The sequence below is a fragment of the Vreelandella sp. ssv genome (genome assembly GCF_059448525.1).
On the sequence record NZ_CM182545.1, the window covers coordinates 3,190,194 to 3,210,213 of the forward strand.

Sequence of the window (20,020 nt, forward strand, 5' to 3'; positions counted from 1 at the left end):
CCTAGTGGTGGGCAGTAGGCGAATTGCGGCCCATTATCCAGTTTTTTACCCGCTTCGTCTTGGTCAGTCTCCCGAATCGCCTATCCGGCGTCGAGAAGAAAAGGCAACGCCTGCTCTGGCAATATCTCGGAAGCCCCATTTGAAGATGGCCGAATTAATGTTCTTGCATCATGTGCTCTGCCTCAGTTTCGCTGACCCCGAGCATCAGTAAAATCTGGCGTTGTGTTGCCATCAACACCTGCTTACGTTCCGCCTCTCCCGGCAAACTTTTGGCAATGGCGACGGCCCCTACCAAAGAGGCCAATATTACGCGGGACTTATCCGCAATCGCCTTTCTGTCATGGGCAAAGGGGAGTTGTTTCAACTTACTCAGCGCTATCAACCTCGTTTCAAGCATCTTTTTCATACTCATATATGACGCTTCAAACAGGGTGCGGATTTCGGCTTTTTCACTGCCTATTTCATTGAACAGTACCGCTTCAGGCCCCGGCCTATGCTTAGCTTCCAACTCTTGGAGATTGCAGTAGTTGGCGACTAATTCGGTTAGGTGTTGTAACGAAAGTGGGCCTTTTACCAGTCTAGCCGCCCGGCTGTTATCAATGGTCAGTCGGACCGACTCATTGTAAAGAGCCTCTTTTGAAGCGAAATGTGCATAAAAAGCGCCGTGTGTCATCTTGGCTAGCTTCATGATCTGGCCAATCGATACCTTTTGAAACCCATTGCGGCTGAATAACTCTGTCGCCGAAGCCAAAATGCGCTCTTTGGTTTTCGATTTATGGCTTTTGGGGTAAGGCATATCTACCTCGTCAGCTAAATATTATCTTGATCATATATTGCCCATTGCTAGGGTGACCATATCAAAAACTCAGGAGTCACTATGCACTCACCTATTGTGATTACCGGTATGGGAATGGTCAGCCCGTTAGGAAACAGCGTCAATATAAGTTGGGATCGACTGATAAAGGGCCTGTCTGGCATCAGCACCATTGACCGCTTCGACACAAGCAATATCCCGATCAAAATTGCTGGGGTAGTACCGAGCATTGACCACGACCCCACCGGCGGTATTGACCTGGATGGCATAGCCGATCCCAAAGAGCAGCGTAAAATGGATTTGTTCAGCCTTTACGCATTGGCTGCAGCCCAAGAGGCACTGTCACAGGCCAACTGGTTTCCCGTTGAGCAGGTTCAAAAACGCAGAACGGCCACCATCATTGGCTCTGGCATTGGCGGCTTCCCTACCATTACTCAAGCCCAAAAAACCCTTGTTGAGCGCGGCTATCGCAAACTGTCACCCTTCACAGTGCCTGCCTTTCTAGCCAATTTGGCTGCGGGCAATCTGTCCATTCGTTATGGTTTTCAAGGCCCGCTGGGATGCCCGGTAACGGCTTGCGCGGCAGGCCTGCAGGCAATTGGCGACGGTATGCGCATTATTCGCAGTGGAGAAGCCGACGTTGCCCTCGTCGGCGGCGCCGAGGCATGTATTGACCCGCTTTCACTCGCCAGCTTCAACGCCTTAAAGGCCGTTTCCACGGAGGCAGACGCCCCTGAGCGTGCTTCGAGGCCCTTTGATAAAGCCCGCAACGGTTTTGTGATGGGAGAAGGCGCTGGCGTTATGGTGATCGAAACGCTTGACCATGCGGTCGCAAGGGGAGCAACGCCGCTAGCGGTAATTAGTGGCTATGGCACCAGCGCGGATGCCTATCACCTAACGGCAGGCCCAAAGGATGGGTCCGGCGCAGCAGCAGCAATTCAAGCGGCGCTTAGCATGGCGAACCTTACCACTGATGCTATTGATCATATCAATGCCCACGCCACATCGACGCCCGTGGGCGACCGGGCTGAAATTGCCTCGCTGCGTAATGTGTTCGGCGAGCGCTTGCCCGCCATCCCTATTTCGGCCACGAAAGCGGCTACAGGCCACCTGTTAGGCGCAGCGGGGGGCATAGAGAGTATTTTTTCTGTATTGGCACTCAATAACCAGCACCTTCCGCCCACCATCAATCTTGAGCACTGCGATGATGATATGCAGGATTTAACCTTCGTCACGGCGACTTCTCAGACGCACGCCACTAAGCATGTACTGTGCAACGGATTCGGATTTGGTGGCGTCAATGCAGCGCTTATTGTTAGCGGTATTGAGCGTTAAAGTCGTAAATAAATTAACCGATCTGACGCCAGGCTATGACCGGTTTATCTGAACCCTATTGTCAGCCTTGCTAGTATAGAAACGGCAGCGCTTCCTCAAGTAGTGTTTCGGGGATTTCTTCGGCGATGTAGTGGCCGCAAGGGAGTGCGTTGCCTTCTACATCGGTGGCGACTTTTTGCCACTCGCTTAACGCATCAAAGCAGGCTTCAATGGCGCCTTCTGCGCCCCACATCACTTTTATCGGGCAGGTGAGTTTTACCCCAGCGTCGATATCTGCCTGATCGTGAACTAAATCGATGGAAGCGCTGGCGCGATAATCGCCGCAAATACCGGTGGCGGTACCGGGAAGCGACAGGCAGCGCTCATATTCGGCCAGCGCTTCTGTAGAGAAAGGCGCCATACCGGCACTACGGGCACCCATCACGCTTTTTAGGTATTGGGCAGGATCGCTCTGGATCAGCATTTCCGGCAGCGGCTGGGGGCGAATCAGGAAGAACCAGTGCCAGTAGCTGCGTGCAAAGGCCTCGTTGGTACCGCGATACATGGCAAGCGTGGGGGCGATATCCAACAACACCATGCGCTCTACTCGCTCAGCGTGGTCAACCCCTAATCGGTGGGCGACCCGCGCGCCTCGATCATGGGCCAACACTTTAAATCGCTCAAACCCCAGCGAGCTCATTAGCTCAGCCATGTCCTTCGCCATAGCGCGCTTGGCGTAATTAAGGTGCTCGGGGTCGTCGTCGGGTTTACTGCTATCGCCGTAGCCGCGCAGATCCGCTGCGATAACGGTGAAATGCTGGGCAAGCGCTTCCGCTACTTTGTGCCAAATCACATGGGTCTGCGGGTGGCCGTGGAGCAGTAATAGTGCTGGGCCGCTACCGCCCATTCTAAAAGCGATCTCGACGCCATTAACGTGGCGCGCCTGTTTTTCAAACCCATGAAACATGGTGATCTCCTGGTCTGCTGGCATTGTAAATAACACAATGTTGTCGCGTAGCGCTGTTATAAACGCCTATATCAGTAATTCGCAATACAAGTTGATGTTAAACCCTGACGTCAGTCGCTAGCGCGCTGTACTCTTTTAACCGCTCGATAAGAAAGTCTTTTAACGCTATCACGGCAGGCGTCAATGAGAGGCGATGCGGGCATACCAGGTAGAGCGGCGTTGGCTCGCTGGGAAACTCTTCCAGCATTGCCACCAGGCGACCATTTCGAAGATCTTCTTCAACGTCTAGCTGGGATTTGTAAGCAATGCCTTCGCCAGCCACTGCCCAGCGCCGCACACACTCGGCATCGTCGCTCACCCGATTGCCTTTTACGCTGATATTGTCACTCCCGAACTGCCACTGGTTATGGACACGATCACCGAGCACGAAACAGAGACAGTTGTGCTGACGTAAATCGTCGGGGCAAGCGGGCCTGCCGTGGCGCAAAATATAGTCAGGAGAGGCACACACAACGCGGCAATTATCGCTTTTAAGCGGCAGTGCGACGAGACTGGAGTCTTCCGGCACGCCGTAACGCAGAGCAATTTCTACGGGTTGACGGAATAGATCACTCACGCGGTCACTTACCCTCAGGCGTAAATGCAGCTGCGGGTGCTGGGCCATAAAAGCATCCAACCAGCCCAGCAACGCATTGCGACCCAGGTCGGAAGGCATGGCAAGGCTGAGCTCACCAGCAATCTCTTGACGCTCGCGATGGAGCTCTTTCTCGCCTTGGGTGAGTGCGTTGAGTGCCGCTTTAGCGTGCACAAGGTAGAGTGCGCCCGCGGTGGTTAGTCGCAAACTGCGGGTGGAGCGCACCAATAGCCGCGTGCCTAGCGCGTCTTCCAAACGTTTGATAGCCACACTGGCTACCGCTGGGGTAATCGCTAACTCTCGCGCAGCGGCAGAAAGGCTGCCGTACTCGGCGGCATAGATAAGCACCTTTAGATCATCGACACGCATTAAACCCCCTGGGGCCTGCTATTTTCAAAATTTATTAGAAACTGTTAGCAAGATTACCCCTCTTTTTAGCAAAACGACATCCAGGCATGATGGCGCAACCTAAACTCACGAGACTCACCATCATGAAAGCGATTGCCTTTACCCAAAGCCTGCCTATTGATCATCCTGATGCACTTCAAGAGATTGAGTTACCTATCCCAACGCCAGAATCTCACGATATTCGCGTTGCGGTTAGCGCCATTTCCGTAAACCCCATTGATGCCAAATTGCGCAACAGTGCCCTGCCGGAAACCGGCGAGCCGCGTGTACTGGGATTTGACGCGGTAGGCATCGTGGATGCTGTTGGCAGCGCCGTTACGCGTTTTCAGCCGGGCGACCGGGTCTGGTACGCGGGCAATATTGCGCGCCAGGGCTCTAACGCTGAGTTTCAACTGGTCGATGAGCGCATCGCCAGCCTGGCACCGAAAAGTCTGTCTGATGCTGAAGCCGCTGCTCTGCCTTTAACTGCCATTACAGCCTGGGAACTGCTGTTTGACCGCCTAGAGCTGGGCATGCGCGATACAAAAGGCAAAAGCCTATTGGTGATTGGCGCAGCGGGGGGAGTGGGCTCAATACTGGTTCAACTCGCGAAGCAACTCACCGATATTACCGTCATTGGTACGGCATCTCGGCCCGAAAGCCAGGCCTGGGTGAAGTCGCTAGGCGCCGACGCGATGATTAACCACCACCAGCCAATTGATCAAGAACTTAAAGCGGCGGGCTTTGACGGGGTGGATATGGTGATCAGCCTTAACCAGACGGGCCACCACTTTGATGCCATTATTGAAGCTCTCAAGCCCCAGGGGAAACTGGCTCTTATTGATGACCCGGAGCTGATCGATGTACGTAAGCTCAAAATGAAAAGCCTGTCGCTGCATTGGGAGCTGATGTTTACCCGCCCGTTATTCACCACTGACGATCTCGCCAAGCAGCATGATCTGCTCACAGAGGTGGCGACCATGGTCGATAACGGACGACTAAAAACCACCTTGGGTGAGGTGTTAGGCCCGATTAACGCCGAGAACTTAACGCGTGCGCACGCCCTTATTGAGAGCAACCGCACGATCGGCAAACTGGTCTTGGAAGGTTTTTAAGCCTAGAAAAGCGCTAAAAATTGATAGGCTCTTTGTCCATCGCCAGGTTATGGCGATGGACGGGCTAATACCTGCTGAAACAGGATCGTTTCAAACTGCTCCATCGGCTCGACGGATTTAAGCGTTTTGGCACGCAGAATGGCACCTTCCCAACCGGTTAGAATAAAGCTGGCGAGCGCCTCGGGAGCGGTGTGGCTGGCAATATCACCCCGTACCTGAGCATCCTGCAGGCAGCGCACGAAGCGCTGTTCCCAGCGTTGAAGCACGAGGTTTAACGCATCACGGAAGGTGTCGCTCTGGCCCGAAAGCTCTTGACCAAGGTTGCCAATCAAGCAGCCCGTGGCATGATCGCACTCGTGCATATGGTCACGACCTGCCGCAAAATACCGTTTCAGGCGCTCAAGTGGCGGCGTCTCACTATCTTCCAGCAGTGCCACCAGTGTTTCGTCATAAGTCGCCGCAAAGCGCTCGATCACCGCCAGTCCGAAATCCTCTTTGCTGGAGAAGTAGTGATAAAAGGAGCCTTTGGGCACACCGCAGGTTTTTAAAACGGCATTAATACCCGTCGCGTTGTAGCCCTGCTGACTAATCAGCTGGGCACCAATATCAATTAGTTTGTCGCGGGTTACATTATTTTTCATACGATTAAAGTAGACCAGTCAGTCTATTATGAGCAAGTGAATGAAAGCCATGTAAGTAAAAGCCCAGTAAGTAAAAAGTTGTGCGAGTGAGTGCCAAGTAAATGTTGATTGCATGTTATTTGCACATTATTTGACTAATGGCTGCTTAACAATGCGTGATGCTAGCATCATACGCTTATTTTTCTGGATTTTTCGCCCTAGCCAACGGATGACGCGCGGCAATGACACCAAAACGCTGTTTATCTTCCCCTCACTCGTCTTATCAACGAGGCCGCGTTCGTTTAGGTGCCGTGGCTGCGTTATCGATACTTGTTGGCACCCTTGTGCTGGCTTGGTGGATCATATCGCAGCCACCCCGCATTGTGCGCACAACGCCGCCGGAACCTCTACCTACAATGGTAGACGTAATGTCCGTGACCGCGAGCACTCAGGCGCCAAATCTTTACGGTTTTGGTCGCGTTGAGGCGGAGCAAGAGGCAATGCTGGCAAGCCGAGTGGCAGGTCAATTAGAGCGTTTCGCTGATGGCGTTGTGCCCGGCCAAGTCGTCGAGCGGGACGCCGCCGTGGCGTTTATTGATCAAGCTGACTTAGCGTTGACGCTGGAAGATGCCCAAGCGCAATTGGCTAATGCCCAGGCGCTACTCGCTTTAGAGCAGGCAGAGCAGCAGCGCGCCCGCAGTGAATACGAATCCTTTGGTCGCCAACTCTCCGCCGAACGCCAAGCCTTGGTGTTGCGTGAACCACAGCTGCGCCAAGCACAAGCTGAACTCACCCAGGCACGCGTGGCGCGCGATCAGGCAGCACTGAATGTAGAGCGCGCAACTCTCACCGCCCCCTGGCGGGCCATGGTGCAGGAACGCTTGGTCGGCGCAGGCAGTCTGCTCAGTCAAGGCACCGAGGTATTACACCTGGTGGGCGTTGAGCAGTTTTGGGTGCGCGCCTCACTGCCCGGTGAGTGGATGGAGTGGCTGGAAGCGGGCAGCAGCGTGACATTAACCAGCCGCGGCTGGCCCGAAGGCGCCGCACGTGAAGGCACGCTGTTGTCGATGTTGCCCAGCCTGGAAGAGAATGGCCTGCAAGCCCAGCTACTTATCGCGGTGAACGATCCGCTGGCGCTAGAGACCGACGGCCCTGCCCTGCGCCTGGGCGATGTATTACGCGCCTCCTTTCATCCCGATATTCAAGAGCCGCTCATATCGCTGCCCTCTGCTGCGCTTCGTCCCGGTGACGTAACGTGGCGGGTAGACGAAGAGAATCGCCTGCGCCGTACTCCCGTCACACTGGCCTATCGCGGGGAAGATAACGCTTTGATTCGTAGTGGTCTGGAAGCCGGCCAGCAGGTTGTCACCGCGGGCTTGGCTCAGCCTAGAGAAGGCCAGCTAGTGCGCATTCGCCGGCCCAACGACACCCCGGCCCAAGCTGGAGATGAACCGGGAGACGAATCATGAAAGTGCCACGTGGCCCACTGGCATGGATGGTCGACCACGGAGTAGCACCCAACTTACTGATGGTGCTGTTTATTGTTGGCGGCTTAATGGCCTCGCTGGCGATTAAGAAGGAAGTGTTCCCCGAATTCAACACCGAAGTCGTTCAGGTCACGATTAGCTATCCTGGCGCCACGCCGGAAGATGTTGAACAGAGCCTGCTGCTACCGGTGGAAGCCGCGATCGCCGATGTCGAAGGCATTGACGAGCTGACCGCCACAGCCAACGAAGGCAGCGCCATCGTCAGCGCCACGCTGATTGACGGCATTGATGTGATGCGCGCCTATCAGGATATCCAGCAGGCAGTTAACGCTATCACTACGCTGCCCAGCGCCGCCGACCCACCGCGTTTCACCCTGGCGGGACGCTCGCGCAGCGTGCTCAGCCTGCAGGTTTATGGCCAGGTCGGCCTAGAGGCCCTCCACGACGCGGCTGAAGATGTACGCGGCGAGCTGCAAGCCACCTCGGGCATCTCCCGCGCTGAGCTTTCCGGCAACCGTGAGCGGGAGATTCAAGTCCACCTGGATGAAGAGGCCATCGAGCGCTTTGGTCTCGACCATCAGGCGTTGGCTAGCCGCATAGCCGAAGAGGCGCTTGACCTTGCCAGTGGCCAGCTAACGACGGCCGAAGGCGAGTGGCTCATTCGCTATCAAGGGAGGCGCAATAGCGCTGAAGCCTTTGCTGAACTGCCGATACTCACCAGCACTCAGGGCGCTCCGATTACACTCGGTGAGATCGCCAGGGTCAGCAACGGCTTTGCCGAGACCGATCGTGAGGAGTTCTATAACGGCCAACCCGGTCTCTCCGTCGATGTGTACCAAATCGGTGATCAAACCCCGACCAGTATTTCAAAAGCCGTCAACGGTGAACTTGAACGCTTGCGCGCAGGGATGCCGAAAGGCGTCAGCCTGGCTATCTCCCGCGACAGTTCGGAAATTTACGAAGACCGCCTTAGTCTGCTGCTAAAAAACGCCTGGATGGGACTGGCGTTGGTTTTAGTGCTGATGGCGCTGTTTTTAGAGGCGCGATTGGCGTTCTGGGTCACGCTGGGTATTCCCACGGCGTTTCTGGGTGCCATGCTGTTTCTGCCCTGGATCGGCGTCTCGCTGAACATGATGTCGATGTTCGCCTTTATTATCGCCCTGGGCATCGTGGTGGATGACGCCATCATTGTCGGCGAGAACATCTACAGCTACCGCGAAGAGGGCTATTCACTGCGCGATGCGGCGGTGAAAGGCGCCAGCGAGATCGCCACACCGCTCACGTTTGCCATTCTGTCTAATATTGTCGCCTTCTTGCCGCTGCTGTTTTTACCCGGCTTTTTAGGGCTGATTTTTGCCACCGTGCCGGTGGTGGTGGTGACCGTTTTTGTGATCTCCTGGCTGGAAGCCCTCGTCATACTGCCCGCCCACTTGGCGCATAGCCGAAAACCGCGCCAAACCCCGGCGTGGCAGCGTCCGCTTGAATCACTTCGCCAGCGCCTCCAGGGTGGCTTGCACCATTTCACCTATCGTCAGTTCGAGCCGTTCCTGCAACGCGCGCTGAACCAGCGCCTGCTGAGCATTTCGCTGGGCATCGCCATTCTGCTGATCGCCCTCTCCTGGGCAATGAGCGGGCGTTTGGGCTTTTCCCTGATGCCACGGGTCGAATCGGATCAGGTGCAGGCAACGGTAACGCTGCCCATTGGCAGCAATATCAGTGTTAGTCGTGAGCTGAGCCAACAGTTGCTCGACGCCGCCGATGCCCTCAGCGAGCGCGAAGAGACACTTAGCTTCAGTAGCACACGCAGCCGCTTAGATGGCGAAAGTTTGGAAGTGCGTTTGGATATTGCCAGCGAGAGCCTGGAAGCGTGGCCTCCGTCGCGCATCGCCCGGGAGTGGCGCGACCTAACCGGTGACTTGCTCGGTGCTCAGTCAGTGCGCTTTGAGGCAGACGTCGGCGGCCCCGGCAGCGGCGCAGCGCTCAGCCTGCGCCTTTCCCATCCGGATACGCAGGTATTGGAAGCCGCCGCCGAACGTTTGGCGGAAACATTGGGCGGTTATGGGCTCACCGATATCGACAGCGGCCTGGGCGACGGTAAGCCACAGTTAGAGATGCGTCTTTCTGCCGAAGGCCGCGCGCTGGGGCTCACAGGTAGCAATTTAGCTGAAGCGCTGCGCGGGCCTCTTCAAGGCGCTACGGCACTTGAACAGTACGTTGGGCGCAGCGAAATCAGCGTTGAGGTTCGACTGCCCAACGACAATCGCGACAGCCTGAATGAGCTCTACCGCATGCCGGTGCGCACCCCTGATGGCCTCAGCGTGCCACTTTCGCGGGTAGCCGACATTACCATCAGTCAGGCCTCGAGCAGCCTTGAGCGCATCAACGGGCGACGGATTATTACCGTCACCGCCGACTCGGAAAGCGATCTGGCCATTAACCAGGTACTGGCAACGTTGCAGGAGGAGGTGTTCCCCAACCTTGAAGCCACTTGGCCAGGGCTTGAGGTGAGCATGGGCGGTCGTCAGCAGGACACCGCCGACAACTTGGCCACGCTCAAGACCTCCATGTGGTTGATGATTGCTGCCCTTTACGCCCTGCTCGCCATTCCGTTCCGCAGTTATTTGCAGCCACTGCTGGTGTTGGCCGCCATTCCCTTCGGCATTGTCGGTGCGGTGGCCGGCCATATGATTATGGGATTCGGGCTTTCGATTATCAGTTTGCTGGGCATGCTCGCGCTCTCTGGCGTAGTGATTAACGATGCGCTGGTGCTGATTGACTACGCTAACCGTAAACGCCGCGAAGGCATGGATGCCCGGGGTGCCATCGTGGCAGCCGCTACCCGCCGCTTACGGCCAATTATGATGACCACGCTGACGACCTTCTTGGGCTTGGCACCCATGATCTTGGAAACCTCGCGGCAGGCGCGCTTTATGATTCCTATGGCGATCTCGCTAGGGTTTGGCATGCTGTTCGCTACGGCTATCCTGTTAATTCTGGTGCCTTGCCTCTACCTGGGCATGGAGAATGTTCGCGAACGGCTTAGTGCCCCGCGTCAGCCATCACCCAGCAACAAATTGAGCGACAACAAATCGAGTCAAGAAGAGGGAGCTCATTAATGGCAGTGCTCACTGCGATACGCCAATGGCGGCCCTCCCGGCTGGGCCTGAAGCTGTTTGTGATTATTCTTAGCGTCAATGTGGCGATCTCAGCCAGTATGTTTCTGGCCGTCTCCTACAGTATTGACCGTGGCTTTCTCGACTATCTCAACCAAGCTCAGGAGCGCCGCGCCACGCTGTTGGCAGATGGTCTTGTCACACGCTGGGAAACTCAACAGAGCTGGGAGTGGCTGGAGCAGTCACCGGAACGTTGGCCGTTTATTGTTCGTTTTGAATTGGGCCAAGAGCATCGCGACCGACCCTCACCGCTCGGCGAAGCACGGGATTTCAGTCTGCGCGGAGCGGATGGGCGCTTTGTGGTGCCACCCCATAGCGGGCGCGAAAACTCAGGCAACTGGCATTGGCTAACGCTGCGCAGCGGTGAAAACACTATCGGGTCGCTGGGATTCCGGCCGCCGCGGGAAATGATGGAGCGCATGGAGAGCCGCTTTCTGGAGCGCCAGCAGCGTAATCTGGTGCTTATCGTCATATCACTCTGCGTTGCCTCATTGCTATTGGCAGGCGGGCTATCCTGGTGGCTAGGACGTCGTACCCGAGCACTGGCAGGCGCTACCCTGCGCCTTACCGAAGGCGACTACCACACCCGGCTACCGGAACGCGGCCGCGACGAGCTCTCGCGCTTAGCGCGGGATTTCAATGTGCTTGCCGCCACGCTGGAAGCTAGCCGAGATGCCCGCGCCCGCTGGGTATCAGATACGGCCCATGAGCTGCGCACGCCGCTGGCGGTACTGCGAGGAGAGATCGAAGCCATGCAGGATGGCATTCGGCCCCTGAATCAGGAGAACCTAGGCTCACTCGCCCAAGAAGTGGGTCAGCTAGAGCGCTTAGTGGCAGATTTACGCCTGCTTTCCCAAAGCGACGCGGGCGCGCTGGATATACAGCTAGCACCGATGGACCTTAGCGACTGCCTGGCTAGCCGCCTGGCTGACGCCGATCGCTGGTTAGTTGACAGCGGTTTGACGCTGACCGAACAGATCGAGCCTGGCATCATGATTCGTGGCGATGCCCAGCGCTTGCGCCAGCTCTGGAACAACCTGCTGGATAATAGCTGCGCCTACACCCAGCCGCCGGGAGAGCTCCGCGTCACGCTCACGAAGCAACAAGGAATGGCAGTGGTCACCTGGGAAGATAGTACGCCGGGAGTACCGGAGGGAGAGCTGGCACGCTTAACCGAGCGTTTGTATCGAGTGGAAGGGTCGCGTAACCGCGCTAGCGGCGGCAGTGGCTTGGGCCTCTCCATTGCAAGCGCTTTGGTCAATGCCCACGGCGCAACGCTGACGCCCTCCACCTCAACACTAGGTGGACTGCGCTGGACACTGCGCTTTCCCCTGTTGTCCCCAGTCTGATATTTTTCAAAACAATTGTTTAAGAACGAATGTTTATAAAACAGTTTTAAGCCATGCTTTTCCGTTCATTGCTAAGCGAGTCTACCTCTATGTCTCATGCTGCCTCTTTGCTCGTTGTCGAAGATGAACCAAAGATTGCCCGCTTAATGGCGGACTACTTAACCACCCATGGCTTTGAGGTGACGACCCTGGGCCACGGTGATGAAGTGATGCCGTGGATGAAGCAGCACTCCCCTGCCCTGGTCCTGCTCGATATCATGCTGCCAGGAAAAGATGGCCTCACTTTGAGCCGGGAAATTCGCCAGCAGTGGCCCGCCATTGCCATCATCATGGTGACCGCCAAGGTAGAAGAGGTCGACCGCTTGCTGGGGCTAGAGCTAGGCGCCGATGATTATATCTGCAAGCCTTTTAGCCCTCGTGAAGTCGTCGCTCGGGTCAAAGCCGTACTGCGCCGCAGCCAAGCGGCAGCCGAGGCACCCAGTGAAGTGCAAAACGCCCCCGTGGTTTTAAACGAAGATGGCTGGCAAGCGCTCGCCCACGGGCAGGACCTGGGCCTGACCGCGGTGGAGTTTCAGTTATTGCGCGTAATGATGCAGGCACCGGGACGCATCTTCAGCCGCGAACAGCTGATGGATCACATGTACCGAGATAACCGCATCGTTTCAGAGCGCACCGTGGACAGCCACATCAAAAAACTGCGCAAGAAAATCCACGAAGCGCTCCCCGAACTGGAAATCATCCGCTCGGTATATGGTGTCGGCTATAAGTATCAGCCGGAGGGTTAGAGGTCGACCTGCCGATTGAGAAAAGCGATGCCTGCATCAATGGCGCCACCGCGCAGTAAAAAGCTAGCGAAGTGGCCGCGCCAGCGCTGCAGGTAGAGTTCACTTTCGATGTTGTTGTCCTGCAGGGCTTGATAGAAGTCCGTGGCGTGATCCACCGGCACCAATTGATCCCATTTTCCGTGGAATAGGAAGAACGGCGGCGCCTGAGGGGTAATCTGCCAGGCAGGCGAAGCTAACTGATACGTCTCGGTCTCTTCTGCGCGGGTGCCGCCGATAAAATCAACCACCAGCGGCCCATCCTCGAATTTGAGCAAATCACTGGGCAGGCCACCGGCCAGCACCGCAGCCAGACGGCTCTGCTCACCACCGTATGGCTCAGCCAACGGTCCTTCTACGCCTGCCAGTGCCAGCAAACTCACCAGATGGGCACCTGATGAAAAGCCAACGCCCACAATGCGATCGGTATCCACTTGCCACTCATCGGCATTGGCGTGAATCCAGGCCATGGCCTGCTGCAAGTCATGCAACTGGCTAGGGAATTGATACTCCGGCGCAAAGCGGTGCTCGATATTCACCGCCACATAGCCCTGCCCCGCCAACTGCTCGGCGATGCTTTGCATATCTGCCGGGGTGCGGTTGCGCCAGCCGCCGCCATGCACTATTAACGCTGCGGGTCGCCGCGTATTGGCCGGCGTGGTGGGTAGATAAACGTCAGCGTTCAATGCCTGAGGCCACGCCTCGGGCGTGTAAGTGGCAGGCGCCAGACGCGTAAAGGGTTGGGGTTCAATTAGAGCATTGCCTTCAATCGCAGGTTCACCCTGGCTAACGTGCTGCGAAGCGCTACACCCGCTCAGTAGTAAGGCAAGTGCCCCCAGACCAGTCACTCGGCGTAGGTGAGTCAACGCGCAACGCTGTTGCCACACGCGAAATAGCTCGGTTCGCGACATTATGCTTCTCCTTGAAAACTAGGTGACCCCTCACCTACCGACTACGACCTGCAACAAGCCAATAAGATCATGATTGTTGCACACTATCTGCAAACGGTTTGCACGCCACCTGGTGATACTGGCATCGTCAACTCATCAGGAGAGAACTAATGAAAATTTCAAATGCTAAGAAACTATCAATTCGCCAACTGTTCGCCCCGGCCCTGCTGGCTATAGCTATTGCACCGCTAGCGCTTACCGCTCAAGCGGATAGCCACGGTGACCATGAAGGTCAAGGCTTTGATCGCGAGCGTATGGAAGAGCGCATGGAGGAGCGTCGCCAAGAGGTATATCAGCGCGCTGAAATCTCTGAAGAGAAGCAGGCTGAGCTCAACGAGGCTCACGCTGAGCATCGTGAAGCCATGCACGCGCTGCGTGAAGAGCACCACGAGCGGGTCGCCGAGATCCTTTCTGATGAAGAGCAGGAAGCACTGCGCAATGCCATGCACGAAGCCCATGAAGAGTATCGGGGTAAGCACGGCACACGCGAGCACCACGGTGACAATGAAAACAGCGTCGATAGTGAATAAGCGTTAATTAATTTTAAACGTTAGTGTGAAAGCCCGGCTTGCCGGGCTTTTTTGCGTCCGTCTTTGCGTTTTTCTCACCGCTCACACTACGCTTATTGATCACACAAAAAGAGAGGTTAACTTGAAGGGGAAGGCTTAATCGCGTATTTTATTTGAACGTTCATTCAAAATAAAACCTTGTCTTAACCATCACCTTCAAAACAGGAGTCCGCCTGCATGGCGAAAGACAACCCTATTCTTCCCTCCCGCGACCGCCTCAATCCCGTGGTTTTCCACGGCAGTGTGGCGGGCATACTTATCTTTCTAGTGCTGACCATGCTATTTACCGAGCAAGCTGGCGATTTTTTCGACGCCGGGCTTGCCTGGGTGAGCAAAACCTTTGGCTGGTACTACATGCTCGCCATTGTGGCTTACTTGGTTTTCGTTATTGCCATTGGGATGTCGCGCTTTGGCAGCATTCGCCTGGGGCCTGATCACTCTCGGCCTGAGTTTTCGCTACTCTCATGGTCGGCCATGCTGTTTGCTGCGGGTATCGGTATCGACCTGCTGTTCTTTAGCGTTGCCGAGCCGGTGGCTCACTACTTGGCACCGCCGGATTTAACCCCGGAAAGCCAGGCAGCGATGCGTAACGCCGTCGTTCAAACCTATCTGCACTGGGGGCTCTCTGGCTGGGGGCTGTACGTGTTGATGGGTATGGCGCTGGCGTACTTCAGCTATCGTCACCGTTTGCCACTGGCGATTCGCAGCGCGCTCTATCCGATTCTGGGCAAACGTATCCACGGTCCGATTGGTAACGCGGTCGATATAACCGCGGTTATCTCCACCGTATTCGGCATTGCTACCAGTCTCGGCATTGGGGTAATGCAGCTTAACTACGGCCTCACCTATATGTTCGGTGTACCGGAAAACCTCACCGTGCAGGTGATGTTGATTGTTCTGGTGGTCATTTTAGCAACGATTTCGGTGGTGACCGGGGTTGAGAAAGGCATTCGCCGCTTATCAGAGTTCAACATGCTGCTGGCATTGGCGCTGATGCTGTTTGTACTCTTTTCAGGCGACACTTTGGTGTTACTGGATAAAGTGGTCAATAACGCCGGTGATTATCTATCGGGCTTTGTAGGCGCCAGCTTTGACACTTATGCCTTTGCCGATGAGGGCGCACAAGAGTGGAAGATGTGGTGGACGATCTTCTTCTGGGGCTGGTGGATAGCCTGGACGCCTTTCGTCGGTCTATTCCTGGCCCGTATCTCACGTGGACGTACTATTCGTGAATTCGTCGCCGGCGCACTGTTTATTCCGCTGGCCTTTATGATGGTATGGATGTCGGTATTCGGTAACAGCGGTATTGAATTGGTCGCTAATCAAGGCGTTGTGGAGCTAGGCGAACAGGCGCTAAACACCCCGCAAACCACGCTTTATACACTGCTTGAATACTACCCTTACGTCGGCCTCACCGCGGCAGTCGTCACCGTACTGGGTATTGTGTTCTTTATTACCTCAGCGGATTCCGGTGCGCTGGTACTGGCCAACTTCACGTCTATTTTGAGCGATGTGAACCATGATGCACCGGTTAAACTACGCATTTTCTGGTCAGCGATGATCGGCTTGATCACCATTGCGCTGCTGATGGCCGGTGGCTTAAATGCACTGCAGAGTGCCGTGGTCATTACCGCACTGCCGTTCTCACTGGTCATTTTTGCGGTCATGGTGGGCATGTATAAAGCCCTGAAAATGGAAGGCAGTAAGGCCGATGCACGCCGCATGATTGCCGGTAGCGCTCCTGGCGGCGACTGGAAAGAGCGTTTGGATCGCGCCCTGGATACCTCTAACCGCGCTGGTGCGGCCGCAACCATCGAGCATGCGATTCGCCCTGCGATGACGCAGTTCGCCCAGGAGCTTGAAAGCCGTGGCCAAACCGCCAACGTGACCGAAGAGCACGTTGAGGGTGAAACGCTAGCCAACCTGACGCTACAAGTCGATTTTGGCGAAGCCACCAGCTTTGTTTACCAAGTTTGTCCGCATCGCATGCGCACTCCCAGCTTTATCCCGGCTGACGACGACTTCTATGTACGCTTGGATGTGTACTTGGCTGAAGGTGGGCAGGACAAGGATCTCAACGGCTATACCCGTGGTCAGGTGATTGGTGATTTGGTCTGCGAATACGAGCGCCATCTTCACTTCCTCACCCTGGCGGGTCAGCAGATGGGCCATGTGCAGGCGATGCCCGGCACGATTGGCGAGCCGCCTGAAGACGCGCAGATGTAACGGCCTCCACGTTACCCCCCCTAATCCCGGCCCCTGTGCCGGGATTTTTGTGCGTGAACGACTGCGCGACTAACGCCTTGTTGTGAGAACTCCAGGGTAGGAGTAGCGTAATAGACTGATTTCCCTGATGCTTAGGAGGCTGGCCACATGTCCCGCGCACATCGACCTTCGGGATACGCTTTCCCGATTCCTGGCAGTGCGTTACTCAACGCCTGGCGTGAAGGTTATTCGCTGGGTAAATTTAAGCGTGACGTGATGGCAGGGTTGACGATTGGCGTTGTCGCCGTGCCGCTTTCCATGGCGCTGGCGATTGCCACTGGGGTACCGCCCCAACATGGGCTCTATACAGCCATTGTGGCAGGGGCGATTATCGCGCTAACCGGCGGTTCACGATTTAACATCTCCGGCCCCACCGCTGCGTTTGTGGTTATTCTCTTCCCGATTGTTGCCAATCATGGCTTGGGTGGGCTGCTGATTGCCACCTTTATGGCAGGCGCTATTTTGGTCGCGCTGGGGATTTCGCGACTAGGCAGCCTCATTCAGTATGTCCCTTACCCGGTGATTCTTGGCTTTACGGCGGGCATCGGCGTGGTGATTGCACTGTTACAGCTGCCGGACTTTTTGGGCTTGACGGGGGTCGAGCTGGGCGACAGCACCATAGCCAACCTGGTCCTGATTGGCCAAGCGCTACCCACGCTTTCGCTAGCGGAGATCAGCGTCGGGCTTGTTACCTTAGCAACGCTGTTAATTTGGCCGCGCTTAAATACCCCCGTACCTGCCCCGTTGGTCGGTTTAGCGGTGGGCACGCTGGCGGCCTCGCTGCTGCTAATGGGTGGCGTTGAGGTCGATACCATCGCCTCGCGGTTTAGCTGGGAGTTCCAGGGTGAAAGCGGCAGCGGCATTCCTCCCTTTGCGCCGAGCTTTGTGGCCCCTTGGCATCTCCCTGATGCAGATGGCACACCGCTTGAGCTCGACTTTGCGTTGATTCAAGCACTGCTGGGCCCAGCGCTGGCGATTGCTTTACTCGCTGCGATTGAATCGTTGCTGTGCGCCGTCGTCGCCGACGGCCTGACCCGCACCCGCCATGACCCCAACGCCGAACTGATTGGCCAAGGCCTCGGCAATCTGGTGGTGCCCTTCTTTGGTGGCATTACCGCCACGGCCGCACTGGCACGCACCGCAACCAATATCAAAAGTGGCGCTTTTTCACCGATCGCTGCGCTGGTGCACTCATTAGTGGTGCTGCTGGCCGTCGTCGCACTGGCAGGCGTGCTAGGGTATGTACCGATGGCGGCTTTGGCCGCACTGCTGTTTATTATTGCCTGGAACATGAGTGAAGCGCGGCATTTTGTGCACACGCTGAAGAGCGCCCCCGCCAGCGATGTTTGGGTACTGGTGATCTGCTTCGCACTGACGGTGATCTTCGACATGGTGATCGCCGTGGCCGTTGGCATTGGCTTGGCCGCAGCGCTGTTTATACGCCGGATGGCGCAGCTAACCACGACCCAGCGCCTTGCCTCACCCACCACTGGCGAACACTTCCCGCCAGAAGTAGCGCTCTACAAAATTAGCGGCCCACTGTTTTTTGGCGCCGCAGAAAAAGCCATCGCCACGTTGCGGATCATTGATCACAGCGTGAGAATCGTCATTTTGGATATGCGTGATGTGCCCAGCCTGGATACCACTGCGATGGTGGCGCTGGATACACTGCGCCGTGAACTAGGTGGGCAAGGCGTGGGGGTAATGTTTGTGGGATTACCGCCACGCATGGCATTGAAAATCAAACGCGCGGGCATTAAGCGCGAAGCTGGCAAATTAGCGGTCGTCAACAACCTTACCCACGCCGAGCGTATGTCGCGCCGCTGGTTAGGAACGACTGATTAAAAAATGTTAGCTAGGCAATTCGGGGCTACAAAAAAGCCTCCCGGCAAACAGCGCTGGGAGGCTATTGAGCTACACAACGTCAGGCGTTAAAAGAAGCCCAGCGGGTTGATATCGTAGCTGACCAGCAGGTTTTTGGTTTGCTGGTAGTGCTCAAGCGCCACCTTGTGAGTTTCACGGCCAACGCCGGATTTTTTGTAGCCACCGAAGGCCGCATGGGCGGGATATTGATGGTAGCAGTTGGTCCACACGCGACCGGCTTGAATACCTCGGCCCATGCGGAAGGCGACATTGATATCGCGGCTCCAAACGCCTGCGCCCAAGCCAAACTCGGTGTCGTTGGCAATCGCCAGGGCTTCTTCTTCATCCTTGAAGGTAGTGACTGCCACCACCGGGCCAAAGATCTCTTCCTGGAAGACGCGCATCTGGTTGTTACCTTTCAGCAGCGTGGGCTGAATGTAGTAACCGCTGTTGATGCTGTCATCCATGGTCTCTTTATTGCCGCCGGTAAGGAATTCAGCACCTTCATCCCGCGCGATATCCATGTAGGACATGATCTTGTCGAACTGCTCCTGGGAAGCTTGGGCACCTACCTGTACATCGGTATCCAGCGGGTTACCGCGCTTGATGGTTTTGGTGCGCTCGATCACCTTGGCCATGAACTCGTCGTACATGCTCTCTTGAATCAGCGCGCGCGAGGGGCAGGTACACACTTCGCCCTGGTTAAAGAACGCCAGCACCAAGCCTTCTACCGCTTTATCAATAAACGTCGGTTCGGCGTTCATGATATCAGCGAAGTAGATGTTGGGGGATTTGCCGCCTAACTCTACGGTAGAAGGAATGATATTTTCCGCCGCGCATTTCAGAATATGCGAACCGACAGGCGTAGAACCGGTAAAGGCGATTTTGGCGATACGCTTGCTGCTGGCCAGTGCCTGACCCGCTTCTGCACCAAAGCCGTTGACGATATTGAGCACTCCAGGTGGCAACAGATCGCCAATCACTTCCATCACTTTCAGAATCGATGCGGGGGTTTGTTCCGCAGGCTTCAAGACCACGCAGTTGCCCGCTGCCAGCGCAGGTGCCAGTTTCCAGGCAGCCATCAGAATCGGGAAGTTCCAGGGGATAATCTGTCCCACCACACCCAGCGGTTCATGGAAGTGATAAGAGACCGTGTTGGCGTCAATATCCGCCGCGGTGCCTTCCTGGGAGCGCAGGCAGCCTGCAAAATAGCGGAAGTGATCGACGGCCAATGGAATATCGGCATTGATGGTTTCGCGTACTGCTTTACCGTTATCCCAAGTTTCCGCGACGGCAAGCATTTCCAGATTTTGCTCAATGCGGTCGGCAATTTTCAGCAGAATATTGCTGCGCTCTTGGACTGAGGTTTTCCCCCAGGCAGGTGCCGCTTTGTGGGCCGCGTCCAACGCTTTATCGATATCTTCAGCCGTCGAGCGGGGGATTTCGCAAAATACATGCCCATTGACTGGGCTAATGTTGTCGAAGTATTGGCCTTTGACCGGGGCGACAAATTCGCCACCGATGTAGTTGCCATAGCGTTTTTCAAATGACACCAGTGAACCGGCGTCACCAGGGTTGGCGTAGATCATTGTCATGCTCCTGAGTATTATGATTATTAAAGATGCTTTGACAGTGTTGTTCACTAAAGCAAAAGGCGATATAGCCCAATGGCAGGATTTACCCTCATCCCTT

At 55.9% G+C, this 20,020-nt stretch carries 15 protein-coding genes; 9 read left to right on the forward strand and 6 right to left on the reverse strand.

All coding sequences use genetic code 11. The features are described from left to right. Positions 1-154 precede the first annotated feature (154 nt). Positions 155-796: a TetR/AcrR family transcriptional regulator gene (locus AC5TBW_RS14485; protein WP_495509240.1), complete on the reverse strand. Its 642-nt coding sequence runs from the start codon at positions 794-796 to the stop codon at positions 155-157. 81 nt (positions 797-877) lie between these two features. Here AC5TBW_RS14485 and fabF point away from each other — a divergent pair, with 81 nt between their 5' ends. Continuing rightward, positions 878-2,149 (forward strand): beta-ketoacyl-ACP synthase II, encoded by a 1,272-nt coding sequence (fabF, locus tag AC5TBW_RS14490; RefSeq protein ID WP_495509241.1) that lies wholly within the window; start codon positions 878-880, stop codon positions 2,147-2,149. Positions 2,150-2,219: 70 nt separating this feature from the next. Here fabF and AC5TBW_RS14495 read toward each other — a convergent pair whose 3' ends face one another. Continuing rightward, the gene (locus tag AC5TBW_RS14495) at positions 2,220-3,095 is read right to left on the reverse strand and encodes an alpha/beta fold hydrolase (RefSeq protein ID WP_495509242.1); all 876 of its coding nucleotides are present in this window, start codon (positions 3,093-3,095) and stop codon (positions 2,220-2,222) included. Between the two features lie 97 nt (positions 3,096-3,192). Next, positions 3,193-4,098 carry a LysR family transcriptional regulator gene (locus tag AC5TBW_RS14500; RefSeq protein ID WP_495509243.1) on the reverse strand — a complete coding sequence of 302 codons (906 nt, stop codon included), beginning with the start codon at positions 4,096-4,098 and terminating at the stop codon, positions 3,193-3,195. 122 nt (positions 4,099-4,220) lie between these two features. On the opposite strand from AC5TBW_RS14500, the gene AC5TBW_RS14505 reads away from it, so the two are divergent. Continuing rightward, positions 4,221-5,231, forward strand: coding sequence for a zinc-binding alcohol dehydrogenase family protein (locus AC5TBW_RS14505; RefSeq protein ID WP_495509244.1), 1,011 nt, complete (start codon positions 4,221-4,223; stop codon positions 5,229-5,231). Positions 5,232-5,278: 47 nt separating this feature from the next. On the opposite strand, the gene AC5TBW_RS14510 is transcribed toward AC5TBW_RS14505, so the two are convergent. Next, positions 5,279-5,872, reverse strand: coding sequence for a TetR/AcrR family transcriptional regulator (locus tag AC5TBW_RS14510; protein WP_495509245.1), 594 nt, complete (start codon positions 5,870-5,872; stop codon positions 5,279-5,281). Between the two features lie 221 nt (positions 5,873-6,093). On the opposite strand from AC5TBW_RS14510, the gene AC5TBW_RS14515 reads away from it, so the two are divergent. The 4 genes from AC5TBW_RS14515 (at position 6,094) to AC5TBW_RS14530 (ending at position 12,645) form a co-directional block, all read left to right on the forward strand. Next, positions 6,094-7,320, forward strand: coding sequence for an efflux RND transporter periplasmic adaptor subunit (locus AC5TBW_RS14515; protein WP_495509246.1), 1,227 nt, complete (start codon positions 6,094-6,096; stop codon positions 7,318-7,320). Beyond that, entirely contained in the window at positions 7,317-10,454 is a 3,138-nt protein-coding gene (locus AC5TBW_RS14520; protein ID WP_495509247.1) for an efflux RND transporter permease subunit, read from the forward strand. Before AC5TBW_RS14515 ends, AC5TBW_RS14520 begins: the two co-directional genes overlap by 4 nt. Continuing rightward, the gene (locus AC5TBW_RS14525; RefSeq protein ID WP_495509248.1) at positions 10,454-11,860 is read left to right on the forward strand and encodes an ATP-binding protein; all 1,407 of its coding nucleotides are present in this window, start codon (positions 10,454-10,456) and stop codon (positions 11,858-11,860) included. Before AC5TBW_RS14520 ends, AC5TBW_RS14525 begins: the two co-directional genes overlap by 1 nt. 89 nt (positions 11,861-11,949) lie before the next feature. After that, a complete protein-coding gene (locus AC5TBW_RS14530; protein ID WP_495509249.1) occupies positions 11,950-12,645 on the forward strand; it encodes a response regulator in 696 nt (231 codons plus the stop codon). Here the strand turns inward: AC5TBW_RS14530 and AC5TBW_RS14535 are convergent. Beyond that, positions 12,642-13,592, reverse strand: coding sequence for an alpha/beta hydrolase fold domain-containing protein (locus AC5TBW_RS14535; RefSeq protein ID WP_495509250.1), 951 nt, complete (start codon positions 13,590-13,592; stop codon positions 12,642-12,644). The two genes, AC5TBW_RS14530 and AC5TBW_RS14535, sit on opposite strands and share 4 nt — an antisense overlap. Before the next feature lie 149 nt (positions 13,593-13,741). Between AC5TBW_RS14535 and AC5TBW_RS14540 the strand changes: the two genes are divergently transcribed. From AC5TBW_RS14540 to dauA, 3 genes are all read left to right on the forward strand, one after another. Beyond that, entirely contained in the window at positions 13,742-14,161 is a 420-nt protein-coding gene (locus tag AC5TBW_RS14540; protein WP_495509251.1) for a hypothetical protein, read from the forward strand. 216 nt (positions 14,162-14,377) lie between these two features. Next, on the forward strand, positions 14,378-16,426 hold the full coding sequence (betT, locus tag AC5TBW_RS14545; protein ID WP_495509252.1) for a choline BCCT transporter BetT: 2,049 nt from the start codon (positions 14,378-14,380) through the stop codon (positions 16,424-16,426). Positions 16,427-16,573: 147 nt separating this feature from the next. After that, complete coding sequence (dauA, locus tag AC5TBW_RS14550) at positions 16,574-18,310, forward strand: C4-dicarboxylic acid transporter DauA (RefSeq protein WP_495509253.1); 1,737 nt, start codon at positions 16,574-16,576, stop codon at positions 18,308-18,310. Positions 18,311-18,396: 86 nt separating this feature from the next. On the opposite strand, the gene exaC is transcribed toward dauA, so the two are convergent. Next, positions 18,397-19,917 (reverse strand): acetaldehyde dehydrogenase ExaC, encoded by a 1,521-nt coding sequence (exaC, locus tag AC5TBW_RS14555; protein ID WP_495509254.1) that lies wholly within the window; start codon positions 19,915-19,917, stop codon positions 18,397-18,399. Positions 19,918-20,020: the final 103 nt, after the last annotated feature.